Annotated in this window: 12 protein-coding genes and 1 tRNA gene; all 13 read right to left on the bottom strand. The window is 55.0% G+C overall.

The window, feature by feature from the left end; genetic code table 11:
- Window positions 1–84: 84 nt before the first annotated feature.
- The 13 genes from ACQE3E_RS21385 to pepN all read right to left on the bottom strand — a co-directional run bounded on the left by ACQE3E_RS21385 (window position 85) and on the right by pepN (window position 14,795).
- Window positions 85–3,171 carry a type I restriction endonuclease subunit R gene (locus tag ACQE3E_RS21385; RefSeq protein WP_427501040.1) on the bottom strand — a complete coding sequence of 1,029 codons (3,087 nt, stop codon included), beginning with the start codon at window positions 3,169–3,171 and terminating at the stop codon, window positions 85–87.
- Between the two features lie 8 nt (window positions 3,172–3,179).
- Window positions 3,180–3,602 (bottom strand): type VII toxin-antitoxin system HepT family RNase toxin, encoded by a 423-nt coding sequence (gene hepT / locus ACQE3E_RS21380; RefSeq protein WP_313730354.1) that lies wholly within the window; start codon window positions 3,600–3,602, stop codon window positions 3,180–3,182.
- Window positions 3,592–3,987 carry a type VII toxin-antitoxin system MntA family adenylyltransferase antitoxin gene (gene mntA, locus ACQE3E_RS21375; protein WP_313730355.1) on the bottom strand — a complete coding sequence of 132 codons (396 nt, stop codon included), beginning with the start codon at window positions 3,985–3,987 and terminating at the stop codon, window positions 3,592–3,594. The genes hepT and mntA overlap by 11 nt, the downstream gene beginning before the upstream one ends.
- Entirely contained in the window at window positions 3,984–5,456 is a 1,473-nt protein-coding gene (locus ACQE3E_RS21370) for a restriction endonuclease subunit S (protein ID WP_427501039.1), read from the bottom strand. The genes mntA and ACQE3E_RS21370 overlap by 4 nt, the downstream gene beginning before the upstream one ends.
- A complete protein-coding gene (locus ACQE3E_RS21365) occupies window positions 5,453–6,469 on the bottom strand; it encodes a virulence RhuM family protein (RefSeq protein ID WP_313730357.1) in 1,017 nt (338 codons plus the stop codon). Before ACQE3E_RS21365 ends, ACQE3E_RS21370 begins: the two co-directional genes overlap by 4 nt.
- A gap of 5 nt (window positions 6,470–6,474) precedes the next feature.
- Entirely contained in the window at window positions 6,475–8,643 is a 2,169-nt protein-coding gene (locus ACQE3E_RS21360) for a type I restriction-modification system subunit M (RefSeq protein ID WP_427501038.1), read from the bottom strand.
- A gap of 131 nt (window positions 8,644–8,774) precedes the next feature.
- A tRNA-Thr gene (locus tag ACQE3E_RS21355) sits at window positions 8,775–8,850 on the bottom strand.
- Between the two features lie 10 nt (window positions 8,851–8,860).
- Window positions 8,861–9,247: a phosphoribosyl-AMP cyclohydrolase gene (hisI, locus tag ACQE3E_RS21350; protein WP_427501037.1), complete on the bottom strand. Its 387-nt coding sequence runs from the start codon at window positions 9,245–9,247 to the stop codon at window positions 8,861–8,863.
- Window positions 9,244–10,017, bottom strand: a complete 774-nt coding sequence (gene hisF / locus ACQE3E_RS21345) for an imidazole glycerol phosphate synthase subunit HisF (RefSeq protein WP_313730360.1) — start codon at window positions 10,015–10,017, stop codon at window positions 9,244–9,246. The genes hisI and hisF overlap by 4 nt, the downstream gene beginning before the upstream one ends.
- A 10-nt stretch (window positions 10,018–10,027) precedes the next feature.
- Window positions 10,028–10,774 carry a 1-(5-phosphoribosyl)-5-[(5-phosphoribosylamino)methylideneamino]imidazole-4-carboxamide isomerase gene (gene hisA / locus ACQE3E_RS21340; protein WP_064029231.1) on the bottom strand — a complete coding sequence of 249 codons (747 nt, stop codon included), beginning with the start codon at window positions 10,772–10,774 and terminating at the stop codon, window positions 10,028–10,030.
- Between the two features lie 54 nt (window positions 10,775–10,828).
- Complete coding sequence (gene hisH, locus ACQE3E_RS21335) at window positions 10,829–11,470, bottom strand: imidazole glycerol phosphate synthase subunit HisH (protein ID WP_064029234.1); 642 nt, start codon at window positions 11,468–11,470, stop codon at window positions 10,829–10,831.
- A gap of 46 nt (window positions 11,471–11,516) precedes the next feature.
- Window positions 11,517–12,110: an imidazoleglycerol-phosphate dehydratase HisB gene (gene hisB / locus ACQE3E_RS21330; protein WP_064029236.1), complete on the bottom strand. Its 594-nt coding sequence runs from the start codon at window positions 12,108–12,110 to the stop codon at window positions 11,517–11,519.
- A 48-nt stretch (window positions 12,111–12,158) separates the two neighbouring features.
- The gene (gene pepN / locus ACQE3E_RS21325) at window positions 12,159–14,795 is read right to left on the bottom strand and encodes an aminopeptidase N (RefSeq protein WP_313730361.1); all 2,637 of its coding nucleotides are present in this window, start codon (window positions 14,793–14,795) and stop codon (window positions 12,159–12,161) included.

Genomic DNA, 14,795 nt, shown 5'->3' with positions numbered 1-14,795 from the left:
GCCGAAATAGCTCTTACACAACAGGTTACGGGTAAGCCAAGATGCAGCGCGGATGTAGCGGGTTTCGAACATGGCAAATTCTACCTAACCCTTGGCTTGAGGAATACTGTCGAAAATGACCTTGGACAGCACCGCAAACGCCGCATCTTCAAACGCTTTGTCGTCCATGTATCGAGTGACGATCTTGTCGTTTTCGTGCATGCGTTTGATCATCAAGTCCTCCAACATTTGCCGCAGACCTAGCTGAAACTTATCAAACGGATTGGCTTGCCGTAGCTGTATCACCTCGGGAGTATTGGTAGCTTTTTCTCTGATTTGTTCGAAGAACAAGCGGTCTTCTTCGGTAAAGTTCGTGCCAAACCGGTTGTTCAATATCTCGATGATTTCCGACAGCGGGGCTTTTTCATCCTTGGCTTTACCGGTGCCGACATCGGTCGGACTTTTTACCGTGTACTCGCCTTGCCCATCCGCCAAATTAATCGCGCCGGAAAACACCCGTTGCAGCCGGTAATACTGTAAATCGACTTCGTCACCCAGCTTGACGTTGGTGTTATCTCTATCCAGCGGTAAATGCGGCAATAACAAGCGGCCAAAGCTATAGAGCATTTCCAGATCGGGATCGGCATAAGGCATGATCTGGCTCAAAAAAGCATACACATTCACATAACCGCTTAGCTTGTCCCGAAACACCGAGCGCTGCTCTTCATCGCCCATCGCCTTGAAGCGGTCGACTGCCGGTTGTAAATGGCGTTGCAAATGGGCGTGATCGGCCGGATTTTGCTTATTGGGTGATCGGTAAAAAATACGGGCAAACGCTTCCACTTCGTTCCAGTAATAAACCTGCATACTGTCCAAGTCATGCTTGACCTGTTCCAGCAAAGCCGGGTCGGAAGTTTCCTGCAAACTGGTGGCGTCGTAATAAGGTTTGAATGCGCGGTAAATGTCTTCAGCTTCATTGACAAAATCCAGCACGAACGGTGCCTCCTTACCGGGCAACATGCGATTCAAGCGCGACAGCGTTTGCACCGCCTGCACACCATCCAAACGCTTATCGACATACATCGCCATCAACTTTGGCTGATCGAAACCGGTTTGGTATTTGTTAGCCACCAGCAGCACTTGATAATCGGGTGAATTAAAGCGCTCGGGCAATTGTTTTTCGCTGATCGGTTTACCGCTCACACTGTCGATGTTCATGCCCGGTTCGGTATATTCCTGTCCACTCTCAGGATCGAGTACCGTGCCGCTAAACGCTACCAAGGGCTGCACATCATGGTAACCGTGTTGCTCAATATAAGCCTGAAAGGCCTGCATGTACTTAACCGCCTGCAAGCGGGTACTGGTTACCACCATAGCCTTGGCTTGACCGCCCAAATGGTGTTTAACGTGGTTGCGGAAATGTTCGACGATGATTTCGATTTTTTGGGAAATATTGGTTGGATGCAATACCAGAAATTTGGCCAAGGCCCGTGCCGCCTTTTTCTTGGGCAGGTTCGGGTCGTCCTGCATGGCTTTAACCAATTTGAAATAGGTTTTGTAGGTCGTGTAATTTTGTAACACGTCCAGAATAAAACCTTCCTCGATGGCTTGACGCATGCTGTACAGATGAAACGGTTCCGGCTTGCCGGTATGGCCAACGCGGCCGAACAGTTCCAAAGTCTTGCCCTTGGGTGTGGCGGTGTAGGCAAAAAAGCTGATGTTGGGTTGACGACCACGCGAAGCCATTACTTGATTCAAACGATCTTCCCAATCGGCGTCGTCGTCTTCAGCGTTGGCGGCATTCGCACCCAAAATCGACTTGAGTTCTCGGGCCGTTTCCCCGGTTTGCGACGAGTGCGCTTCATCGACAATCACCGCATATCGGCGTTTGGCAATCTCCTGCTCCCAAACTTTGGCTTGCGTTTTTGCCAGCTCGTCCGCTGCATCGAGATTATCGGCGCCAGCGGCATGCAGCAAACCGCGCAACACAAACGGAAACTTCTGCAAGGTGGTAATCACGATTTTGGTGCCGTCGATCAGCGCCGCCGCCAACTGCTTGGAATCCTGATCGATGGCCTTGACCACGCCTTGCGCGTGTTCGATTTGGTAAATAGCGTCCTGTAATTGCCTGTCCAGCACTTGCCGATCGGTAATCACAATCACGCAATCAAATACCTTTTGCTCATCGGCATTGTGCAAACTGGCCAAGCGATGCGACAGCCAGGAAATCGAATTGGTCTTGCCGCTGCCAGCCGAATGCTGAATCAGATAATTCTGGCCAGTGCCTTCCAATTGCGCCGCATTGACCAATCGCCTGGTAGCATCGAGCTGGTGATAGCGCGGAAAAATTACCGCCTCTTTCTGCAGCAAGCGACTGCCGCCCTTGCCATCTTCGACTTTCTCTTCCTTGCGTTCGATGAAAATAAAATTACCGAGGATGTCCAGAAACTGCTCGCGCTCAAGCACCTCTTCCCAAAAATAACCACTGCGGTAACCGGACGGGTGCTGAGGGTTACCCGCTCCGCACACCACTTCACCGGGATGGCTGCCGCGATTGAACGGCAAGAAAAAGGTCTTTTTGCCCGCCAGTCGTGTGGTCATATGGATTTCATCCGGGTCGGCGGCAAAATGCACCAGCGCCCGCTGTTTAAATTCGAACAACGGTGCGCGCGGATTACGGTCGTTGCGGTATTGCTGAACCGCATGCCGCCAATTTTGTCCGGTCCAAGGATTTTTTAGCTCGCAAGTTGCCACCGGCAAGCCATTAACCGCAAACAACATGTCCAACGTACTGTGATCACCCGGATGGCATGGCACCTGCCGCGTCACCGTCAGCCGGTTTTGTTGATAATGTCCCAGCACCTCTGCATTCAAGCCGTGCGCCGGTTTGAAATAGGCCAGCCGGAAGGTTTTGCCGTAAAACTTAAAGCCGTGGCGCAATACATGCAACGAGCCTTTAATCGCCAGTTCCTTAACCAGCTCTTTGATTAACAGGGCTTGTAGATTAGCGCCATGTTGCTCGCTCATGCTGTCCCAAAGCGGCGCTTGGGTGGCCGCAATAAAATCGAGGATTTGCGCCGGGAATAAGGCTTGATCCTTATCCCACTCCTTTACAGAACCTGCTTGCCAACCTTTGGCCAGCAGCATTTGCTCGACATAGCTTTCGAAGGCTTTTTCAGTGGTCTGGCTCATGGTCGTCCTTAACGTGAGTTAGCATCGCGCAATAGCAATGCGCGGCTGTATTCCAGAAATTCGTCCAGATGCCGGTTGATGATGCTGACGGTAATCGGCAGATGCAATTGCTGATAATCATGGACGGCGATATTGCGAAAACCGACCATGTGCTTTAGCGAGGCGGCCAAATCGGCAGTTATCCAGCCGCCTCGCGCCAGCAATTCGAACACGTCGCGGGCGCTTTGCGGTACGCCCAGTTTTTCGCGGCGAATCAGATGCTGGCCCATGTCCAGCGCCGCCTCGCAGGCGCGTTGAATGTTTAAAATCGCCGCATCCTGGCGGGTGAAATCGGCTGCAAAACCATCCGGGTTGGCGGCGTATTCCTCGCGTGCCCGCGCCACGCAACGTTCGATAGTTGCGGCTTTGTTGATCAGTACGTCATCGGCCATACACTGTGCCTCGGGCGCTAATGTCGTTTAATAGTCCGGCGCGGGCGGTATCGAGTTCGGTTTTTTCGCTCAAAATCGCCGCTTCGTACAGTGCCGCTTGCGTGTCGCTCGCCCACCAGCGTTGGCCCTGGGTAATGACTTGGTATTGCATCACGGTCGAGGCCGCACGCAGATCGAGCAAGTCCACCGGACAGCCGGCCAGATCCGCCAGGTCGCCTGCTAGCGCCCATAAAGTTTGCGGATTGGCGTAACCCGCCACCAGCACGGCCAGATCCAGATCGCTGTCCGGCCCGGCCGTACCCTGAATCCGGCTGCCGAAAGCATAAACCGCCAGCAGATTATTCAGTTCGGATTGTAGCTTGGCGACGATGGCATCGCTATTCATAACGCCCCCCGCACATCGATTTTGCCGGTCACGGCGGCGGTGATTAGCGCGCTACGGTATTCCTGCAAGCGAGTAATCGCGGTTTCGACTTTTGCCACCAGCCGGTCGATCTTGGCGGTTTCGCGGTCGAGGTAGGTGGCGATGGCGGTTTGTTCTTGGAGAGTTGGAGCGGGGACAAGCATCCGGCCAACTATTGTTGGATTCAAATTCAACATAGTTGTACCAACGGCGTTCAACTCAAGCACTCCAACAAATCCAGAATTTGAAATTACCTTTGAAAAGTAAGTTGCGTCGGAGTTTATAAATCTAATCAGCAGTGAGCCTGTTCCACAAATCCAGCCTGATTCAGCAGTTGTTACCAATGCGCATCGGCCAATTTCACCTCTTCGGCCCATGACAATATCGCCAGCTTGCAATTTATGACGTTGCAACCGATCCGCTGTTGATTCATCAACACAACATAATTCATCTGGGACCAATTTACCGCCAACAATTTGCGCGGGATTAATTAGTGGAATGCCTCCTTCAACATAATCGGAAGCATGGAGTTGACTTCCAAAAGGCCCTGTCTGAATTAATGATGTAATTCGAAATAATGGCATAACATGCCAATGCGAAGGGATTTCTCCCAACCACTCCACCCCGGAATCCTTGAAGGCTTGGACGGAAGGGCGTTCGCTGGTAGGGGCGAGTTTATTCGCCTCGGCCTGCGGGCGATTGAAATCGCCCCTACCGTAGCTTGCGGGTGCTTCATGGACTGCGATGTTGTCGGTGTTCAGGCCGAACTCCCGCGCGGCGTCGGCTGGCAGGCCGCGGGTGACGGTGCGGGAAATCAGCGCGCTACGTTTTTCCTTGAGCAATTCCACCAGCTTGCGCTTTTTCGCCACCAGCGTATCGATGCGCCCGGTTTCACTATCCAGAAAATCGGCGATGGTGGTTTGCTCGCCTATTGGCGGCAATGGAATTCGGAAATCCTTGCAAAACTCTGGCGGAACCCGCTTCTGACCGCCAGCTCCATACATTTCAGATTCACCTAATTTTCTAAAACCATGCGTAATGGTGATGTAGAACAAAAAGCGGTTATCCAAATCTCGAAAGGTGCGTAAGACATGCAGCTCAGTCGTTCCATACGCTACCGAGTTCAGCAAATCACTAACCAGAGAGCCTTTGCCGTTTTCGAAGCAAGGCGTAATTTTGGCGATGACGACATCGCCATCCTGAAACTCCGTGTAACCTCCGCCAACGTCGGCTTTAATTTTCGTTTCGTTACGCCGTAAGCCGCCATATTCACTAATCGCATCCATCGGTAAGAACGAGACTTCTGCATCTGGTTCAAGACCTCTCATTTTGGGCGAAGGAGGATTAACCGACATGGAAAATCTGCCGCGCTTAACCTCCCAGTCCTTCGGTACGTCTCCCAACCACGCTACACCGCTGTCCTTGTATTGCGGATAAGCTGGATACGTCATTGCCGATCGCCTTTTTCCAGTTCCTGCTCCAATTGCTCCAAAGCTTTCAAGTCTTCGGCATCGGCAGCCATTGCTTCGTCGGCGCGGCGTTTGGCGTCGAAATCGTCAAAGCGTTGTTCGGCAATGGATTTCATCGCGGCCTTACTGACTGAGCCAGCACCCCGTAAAATTGGCCGGTCATTGAACTCCAGCAAACGGTCGACATTAGTGCGCCAGTAATCCAGGGTCAGTTGCTTGCGTTCCTTGACGCGCAATTCGGCCTGTTCCAGAAAGATCACCACCAAGCGACTCAGCGAGTCGATTTCGTCGGCACTCAGGTAATTTTTGGCGACAATCACATCCGCTTTGCGCACCCGGCTGCCTTTCCAGGTGGTCAGGTTCATGTTGGGCGCGTTGGCATCGGCACGCTGGACGATGATTTCGGCGGCGGTGTGTTGGGTGACGGCAAACAGCAGCTTGTTTTGCACTTCGGCAAAGAACAGTTGCGCGTTGGTTTCGTTGCCCTGATAGTCGCTGCTGAGGGCAAACAGGTCGCGCACCTTTTGGTAAAAGCGTTTTTCCGAGGCGCGAATTTCCCGAATGCGCGCCAGCAATTCGTCGAAATAATCCCAGCCGCCGGGATTTTTCAGGCGCTCGTCGTCCATGACAAAGCCTTTGACCAAGTATTCGGATAAATGGCGGCTGGCCCATTGCCGGAATTGCGTACCTCTTGGCGAGCGTACCCGGTAACCGATGGCCAGGATCATTGGGAGGCTGAATAGTTTGGTTTTGTAGTTCTTGCCGTCAGCGGCAGTTGTCAAGGATTCCTTGACAACTGAAGCTTCCAAAAGCTCACCCTCTTTAAGAATGTTTTTGATATGCAAGCTGACGTTCTGTTTGGTCGCGGCAAACAGCTCGGCAATTTCCAACTGTGTGAGCCAAACCGATCCTTCAATAGCCTTGAGATTGATATTGGCTTGGCCATCGTCGGTTTGGTAAAGAATGACTTCGCCTTGTCCTTGGATTGGCTGCATATCCGTCACGCCGTCACCTCTCTCAGCAAATCAACAATCTCACCTTCCAGCGCCTTGATTTCGGCTTCGATGGCTTCCAGCTCGCGCGGTGGCTCGTAGCGGTAGAAATGCCGGTTCAGCGGAATTTCGTAACCGATTTTGGTTTTGCTGTGATCAATCCAGGCATCGGGAACATGCGGCAGCACTTCCCGTTGGAAGTAGGAGGCTATGCTTTCTTTGAGCGGGACAGTTTCGGTATCGCGTAAGTCGGCATCCGGCTCCGGGTTGCCTTGTCTGTCGGTGCAGATGTTTGCCGTCGCTCCCGGCATCCTGCCTTCCGCGACACTGGCACTTCCCTGTGCGGCGTCGTCACGCTCGCTCAACGCAGCCAACACGGCTTTGAGTTCCGGAGCAGACAAACGCACGTCATGGGCGCGGTCGATGTCTCGCAGTGTCAGCAAAAACTGTTTGCGGTCTATAAACAGGGTGTTGCCATGCTGTTCGGCAAAGGCGGCCAGTAAGTCGCGGATTTGTTGCTGGCGAGCGCGGCCGGCTTCGATTTCCTGCTGGCGGACGGTTTCGTTCTTTTTACTGCTGCTGGCCAAGTTGATGAAGGCGGTTTGCTCTTCCAGGCGGGCAATGCGCTCGGTGCTGGCTTGAAAATTGAGCCTCAGTGGGCGTTCAACGGTGATCTTGTGATAACCAAAGTCTTCGTTGTCGAACACCTTGTTGACAACCAGTTCTTTGTCTTTGCCGTCGATGGTAAAACGGCGCGTTTCGCCATCGTTGAAGCTGGCGTAGATGCGGGTAATTTCGCCGATATGATCCGGGTCTTTGGCTTTATCGCTGGGGTCACCGATACGGCGGCGTTTGTTGCCCAGCGATTTCTCCATCGGTACCCAAAAATTACGGGCGTCGATCAGTTGCACTTTGCCTTTACGCTGCGGCTCCTTGCGGTTGCTGATGATCCAGATATAGGTGGAAATGCCGGTGTTGTAAAACAGTTGCTCAGGTAAGGCGACAATCGCTTCCAACCAGTCGTTTTCAATAATCCAGCGGCGGATTTCGCTTTCGCCGCTACCCGCATCGCCAGTAAATAAGGGCGAGCCGTTAAACACAATGCCGATTCTGCTGCCACCCGCTGCGACTGAGCGCATTTTGGCAATCATGTGTTGCAGGAACAGGAATGCACCATCGTTGATGCGTGGTGTACCGGCTCCAAAGCGACCGGCAAAACCCAAGGTATCGGCTTCCTGTTGGATGAATTTCTGTTGCTGTTTCCATTCCACGCCAAACGGCGGATTGGCCAGCATGTAATCGAAAGTCCATTTGTTGCCATCACTGTCGCGGTCGAAGCCGTCGCGGGTGAATGTGTCGCCGAGAATGACGTTGTCGGCGTCTTCGCCTTTGATCAGCATGTCCGACTTACAGACCGCCCAAGCTTCGTCATTGAAATCCTGGCCGAATAGTTTTGGCTGAGCATCAGCATTGAGCTTGCGGATGTACTCTTCGGCCACCGATAGCATGCCGCCTGTCCCGCAAGCCGGGTCGTAAATCGTTTTGACCACATGACTTTGCGCTAAATCTTGCTCCGGCACCAACAACAGATTGACCATTAGTTTGATGACTTCACGCGGGGTGAAATGTTCTCCGGCTTCTTCGTTCGATTGCTCGGCACCGATACGGATTAGTTCTTCAAAGACATAACCCATCTGTACGTTATCCACCCATTGCGGCGATAGGTCGATGGCGGCAAAGGCTTTGATCACCTCGAACAAAATGTTCTTTTCCGCCATGTGGGCAATCTGTTCACTGAACTTGAACTTCTCCATGATGGCGCGGACATTTGGAGAAAAACCGTTGATGTAGCTATTTAGATTGGGCGCCAGGTTGTTAGGATCGTTGAGCAGGGAATGATCGGCATTCTTATCGAACTGCATCCGCGACAAATTGTAAAAGCGATGGCCGGTAATGGATTGCAGTCTGGCCTGGATCACTCGCTCAGGCTTGGTTTTGAGGGACTGAAACTCTTCAAATGCTGCATTTTTGGTGGGTGCCAATAAGCAATCGAAGCGCCGTAATACGGTCAGGGGCAGAATGACTTTACGGTATTCGTTGCGCTTGTAAGGACCACGCAGCAAATTGCAAATGGCCCAAATAAAATTGGCTAGTTGGCTATGAGTTTCGCCGTTCATTATTGTTATTCCGTGATTGATTGGCGGAAGCCGATGTTCGAAAATCCGAATTCGACAGCGTTCCGTGATCCGCCGCAAGCAGCGGCCAAAGCCGGGAAAATAGGCTATAGAAGGGTTTTTTGCAAATCAGATGGTGCCGGCAATAGGAATCGAACCTACGACCTTCGCGTTACGAGTGCGCTGCTCTACCTGCTGAGCTATGCCGGCGTGTGATGGGTTATTTGTAGATGGTTTTCGGGTCTTTCAGGATCGGGTCGACGGCTTGCCATTCGCCGTGTTTCAGGCTGCGGTAAAAACAGCTTTCCCGACCGGTGTGGCAGGCGATGCCGCCTTCCTGCTCGACTTTAATCAACACAACATCTGCGTCGCAATCGAGTTGGATATCGAGGACTTTCTGCCGGTGACCCGATTCCTCGCCCTTGCGCCACAAGCGCTGGCGAGATCGCGACCAGTATACCGCAAATCCCTCTTGTTCGGTAAGCGCCAGCGATTCCCGATTCATCCAGGCGAACATCAAAATTCGGCCGCTAAGATGGTCTTGGGCAATGACCGGTACCAAGCCGTCCTCGGTCCAGGCGATTTCGTCCAGCCAGGCGCCGCTCACAGTCTGACCTCGATGCCGCGCGACTGCATGTGGCGCTTGGCTTGCTCTATCGTGTATTCGGCGAAGTGGAAGATACTGGCGGCCAGCACCGCGTCGGCCTTGCCTTCGAGGATGCCGTCGGCTAAATGGTCGAGATTGCCGACGCCGCCGGAGGCGATCACCGGAATGGGCACCGCTTCGCTAATGGCACGGGTCAGCGGTAAATCGAAGCCGGACTTGGTGCCGTCGCGGTCCATGCTGGTCAGCAGGATTTCGCCGGCGCCGTAGGTTTGCATTTTGACGGCCCATTCGACCGCGTCGATGCCGGTCGGTTTGCGGCCGCCGTGGGTGAAGATTTCCCAGCGGTCCGCTGCGCCGTCCTGACTGACTTTTTTGGCGTCGATGGCCACAACGATGCATTGCGAGCCGAATTTGTCCGCCGCTTCCTTGACGAATTCCGGCCGGAATACCGCCGCGCTGTTAATGCCGACTTTGTCGGCGCCGGCATTCAACATGCGGCGAATGTCGTCCAGGACGCGAATGCCGCCGCCGACAGTCAGCGGGATGAAGACCTCGCCGGCCACTTTCTCGACGACGTGTACCATCGTCGCCCGGTCGTCGTGGGTGGCGGTGATGTCCAAGAAGGTGATTTCGTCGGCGCCCTCGCGGTCGTAGCGGCGGGCGATTTCCACCGGATCGCCGGCGTCGCGGATGTCGACGAATTTGACGCCCTTGACGACACGGCCGTTATCGACGTCCAGGCAAGGAATGATGCGTTTGGCTAGGCTCATGCTGCTTCGATTAAAGATCGGCGCCACTGAAGGATTCGGCCAGTTTCTCGCCTTCGGCGAAATCCAACGTGCCTTCGTAAATCGCTCGACCGGTGATCGCACCCATGATGCCTTCGTGAGCCACCTCGCCGAGCGCGCGAATATCGTCCAGATTGGTAATGCCGCCGGAGGCGATGATCGGGATATTCACGGCGCGAGCTAGTTTCGCGGTGGCTTCGACATTAACGCCTTGCATCATGCCGTCGCGGGAAATATCGGTATAAATGATCGCCGAGACACCGTTGGCTTCGAATTTTTGCGCCAGGTCGATGACATCGTGCCGCGACAGCTTCGACCAGCCGTCGATCGCGACCCGGCCGTCCTTGGCGTCGAGGCCTATGATGATATGCCCCGGAAACTCGATCGCGACGTCGCGGACGAAGTGCGGCTCGCTGACCGCTTTGGTGCCGATGATCACGTATTGCACGCCGGCTTCCAGATAGGCTTGAATCGTGTCTTCGTCGCGGATGCCGCCGCCGATTTGCACCGGCACCTCCGGATAGGCTTCGACGATGGCGTGGATGATTTCGGCATTTTTCGGGCGGCCGGCGAAGGCGCCGTCCAGATCCACCAAATGCAAGCGTTTGGCGCCGGCTTCTACCCAGCGTCCGGCCACCGCGACCGGGTCTTCCGAAAATACGGTGTCGTCTTCCATACGACCTTGACGCAAACGCACACACTTCCCTTCTTTCAAGTCAATTGCGGGTATCAGCAACATAGTTCAATCTCGGAGGTTAAATCACTGGGTCTGTAGTTACATCGAGGCTGGAAATTAGGCGGTTCCGTCCCAATGCAAAAAGTTTTGCAACAATTGCAGGCCGACGGTCTGGCTTTTTTCCGGGTGAAATTGCACGGCGAATATCCGGTCCTGGGCCAACGCGCAGGCGAACGGAGTCGGATAATCGGCCGTTGCCGCCGTCCGCTCGGAGACGTCGGGTACGGCAAAGTAGCTGTGAACGAAATAAAACCGGCTGTCTTGCGGGATGCTTTCCCAAAGTGGATGCGGCTGCTGGCGGACTCGGTTCCAGCCCATATGCGGAATTTTCAGCACTTGGCCGGCACCGTCGGTTAAATGGTCGGCAAAACGGCGAACACGACCCTGAATCACATCCAAGCAGGCCACGCCGTCGTTTTCCTCGCTATCGGTTAGCAGAGCTTGCATACCCAGGCAAATACCCAGCAGAGGCTTCTCGGCCGCCGCGCTGGCTATCACATCGGCCAGACCGCTGGTTTTCAAGGCTTGCATGCAATCGCGAATGGCTCCAACGCCTGGAAATACGACGCGGTCGGCATCGGTAATGATCGCCGGGTCGGCGGTCACCCGAATCTCGGTCGCCGGTTCGGCATGCTGAAGCGCTTTGGCGATGGAATGCAGATTACCCATTCCGTAGTCGATAACGGCAACTGTCGACATAATGTGATACAGGTTTTGGGGTCGGGTTGGACTGAGAAAGCCGGAATTATAGACTGCCTTTGGTGGAGGGCATGATGCCGGCCATGCGCTCGTCGTGGCTGATCGCCATTCTGATCGCGCGGCCGAATGCCTTGAACACGGTCTCGGCAATATGGTGGGCGTTGCCGCCTTTAAGGTTGTCGATGTGCAACGTGACACCGGCATGATTGACGAATCCCTGGAAAAACTCCTTGAGCAAATCGACATCGAAGCTGCCGATCAGCGCCCGTTTGAACTCGACTTCGTAAAACAGGCCGGGCCGGCCGGAAAAGTCGACTACGACGCGCGATAGCGATTCGTCCAACGGGCAGTACGCGTGGCCATAGCGGAAAATGCCTTTCTTGTCGCCCAGGGCCTGGGCGAAGGCTTGGCCCAAGGTGATACCGATATCTTCGACGCTGTGATGGGCGTCAATGTGCAAGTCGCCGTGAGATGCGATGTCGAGGTCTATCAAGCCGTGTCTGGCTACCTGATCCAGCATGTGATCCAAAAACGGCAATCCGGTCCGGAATGAGGTCTTGCCGTTTCCGTCGAGATTGACGGCGACTGTGATCTGGGTTTCGAGCGTGTTGCGCTCGACCTGGGCGGTGCGTGGGTTCATGCCTGAAAACCGTGAGTAATTGCCGATTAGTTTACGTGAATAAGACCGCTACGCCAAACTCTTGCTGGCAATTTCGTAAACGTCCTTGGACAGATGCTCGGTTTCGACGATGCGCCGTAATTCGCGTGTCATCAATGCCTGTCTGTCGGTATCGTAACGCCGCCATTGGGCGAAGCCGCCGACCATCCGCGCGGCGATTTGCGGATTCAAGGTATTCAACTCAATGACGCGATCCGCCAAAAACCGGTAGCCGTCGCCGTTTCTGGCATGGAAGTGCAGCGGATTGGATTGGCTGAACGCGCCGACCAGCGAGCGCACCCGGTTGGGCGTTTTCATATCGAAGGCCGGATGTTGCATCAAGCTTTGCACGGTGGCGAAGGTCTCGGGCATATGACAGGTGGCTTGCAAGGTAAACCATTTGTCGACGACCAGCGCCTCGCGTTGCCATTGCCGGTAAAAACTGTCCAGACAATCGGCCTTGGCCGGATTGCGGCTGTTGACGACCGCCGACAGCGCCGCAATCTGGTCGGTCATGTTGCGGGCGCTACGGAACTGGGTTTCGGCCAGCGCGTAACTATCCGGCTTTTCCAGCGCGGTCAGATAGCTCAGGCAGGCGTTTTTCAGGCGACGCCGTCCGACTGCCGAGGCATCGAAACAGCCCGACTCGTCCTGATGGTGTTCGGCGTACACGCGTTGGAATTCGGCGGATAGCGCGGTGGCCAGCGACAGACGTACGAATTCGCGGGCTTGGTGGATGGCTTCGACATCGACCACGGCCATCTGGCCGCCCAAATAACCTTCGTCAGGCAGACTCAGCAACAGGGCGCGGTAGGACAGATCGGCGCCGGCGTCGGCCAGAATCGCTCGGAATGCCTCGGTCAACACCGGGTTGGCGGTCAGCGTCCGGCCGGCCTGAATATCGGCGATCAATCCGAAAATAATCCGCGAAACCAACTGCTGGCCGGCTTCCCAGCGGTTGAAGGTGTCGCTGTCGTAACTGAGCAAAAACGCCAGTTCTTCCGGGTCTCGGTCGATCTTCAAGGTGACCGGCGCGGAGAAGCCGCGCAGCAGCGAGACGATCGGCTTTTCGGTCAAGCTCTCGAACACAAAGCGTTGTTCGGCTTCGGTCAGGCTTACGGTCGCTTCTTCGCAAAATTCGCCTCGGTACTGGAAGCGCGCCGGGCTACCGTCCGCCGCCAAGAAGCCCAGTTTGATCGGCACGTGCAGCGGCAATTTTTCCGGTTGATTTGGCGTCGGCGGACAGCTTTGTTTGACGGTCAACGTCAACCGACCTGCGTCGAACGCTTGCTCGACCTCCAATACCGGCGTGCCTGCTTGCGAATACCAGCGGCGGAATTGGGTCAGCTCGACGCCGTTGGCGTCTTCCATCGCCTTGATGAAATCCTCGCAAGTCACCGCTTGGCCGTCGTGGCGCTTGAAATACAGGTCGCAGCCCTGCCGAAATCCGGCCGCGCCCAGCAGGGTGTGCAGCATCCGTACCACTTCCGCGCCTTTTTCGTAAACGGTCAGCGTGTAGAAATTGTTGATTTCGATATAGGCTTCCGGCCGGATCGGGTGGGCCAGCGGGCCGGCGTCCTCGGCGAACTGACGGGTACGCAGCATGTTGACGTCTTCGATGCGCTTGACCGCCGGCGACGAGCGGTCGCCGCTGAATTGCTGGTCGCGGAACACCGTGAAGCCTTCCTTCAGACTCAATTGAAACCAGTCGCGGCAGGTCACCCGGTTCCCGGACCAATTGTGGAAATACTCGTGGCCGATCACGCCCTCGATGTGTTCGTAGTCGCTGTCGGTGGCGGTATCGGGCCGGGCCAGCACGAACTTGGTGTTGAATACGTTCAAGCCCTTGTTTTCCATCGCCCCCATATTGAAATGGTCGACCGCGACGATCATGTACAAATCCAGATCGTATTCCAGGCCGTAGGTCTCCTCGTCCCAGCGCATCGCGTTTTTCAGCGATTGCATCGCATGGCCGCATTTGTCGACGTTATGAGCTTCGACGAAGATTTCCAGCGCGATGCGCCGGCCGCTCACCGTCGTAAATTCGTCGGCGACGCATTCCAATTGTCCGGCGACCAGTGCAAACAAATAACAGGGTTTAGCGAAAGGGTCTTCCCACGCCACCCAATGCCGGCCGCCGTCCACGTCGCCGGCGCCGATTTTGTTGCCGTTGGACAGCAGCACCGGATATTTGGCCCGGTCGGCGATCAGCTTGGTGGTAAACCGACTCATCACGTCCGGTCGATCCAGAAACCAGGTGATCTTGCGGAATCCCTGCGCTTCGCATTGGGTACACAGCATGCTGCTGGAGAGATATAAGCCTTCCAGCGCGGTGTTGGCTTGAGGATCGATGATGTTTTCGATGTTGATTCGAAACGGCCGATCGCCGGGCACCCGGTGTATCGTCAGCGTTTCGTCGCTCAGCGTGTAGTCGCAGGCCGCCAGCGCTTGGCCGTCCAGCAAGATACCGACCAATAGCAGCTCTTCGCCGAACAGCGTCAGCGCCTCGCTCGCGCTCCGGCTGTCTGGGTTGCGCCGAACGTCGAGGCCGGCGCGAACCAGGGTGCGTTGTTCGTCCAGCTCGAAAACCAATTCGACCTGATCGATCAAATAGTCCGGCGGGGTGTAGTCTTTCAGGTAAACGGTTTGCGGGGTGGCGTCGCGCAT

Source organism: Methylomonas sp. MED-D, from assembly GCF_050276835.1.
Lineage (GTDB): Bacteria > Pseudomonadota > Gammaproteobacteria > Methylococcales > Methylomonadaceae > Methylomonas > Methylomonas koyamae_A.
The sequence above is the reverse complement of the archived record's forward strand: the minus strand, read 5'-3'. Positions and strand labels throughout refer to the sequence as shown.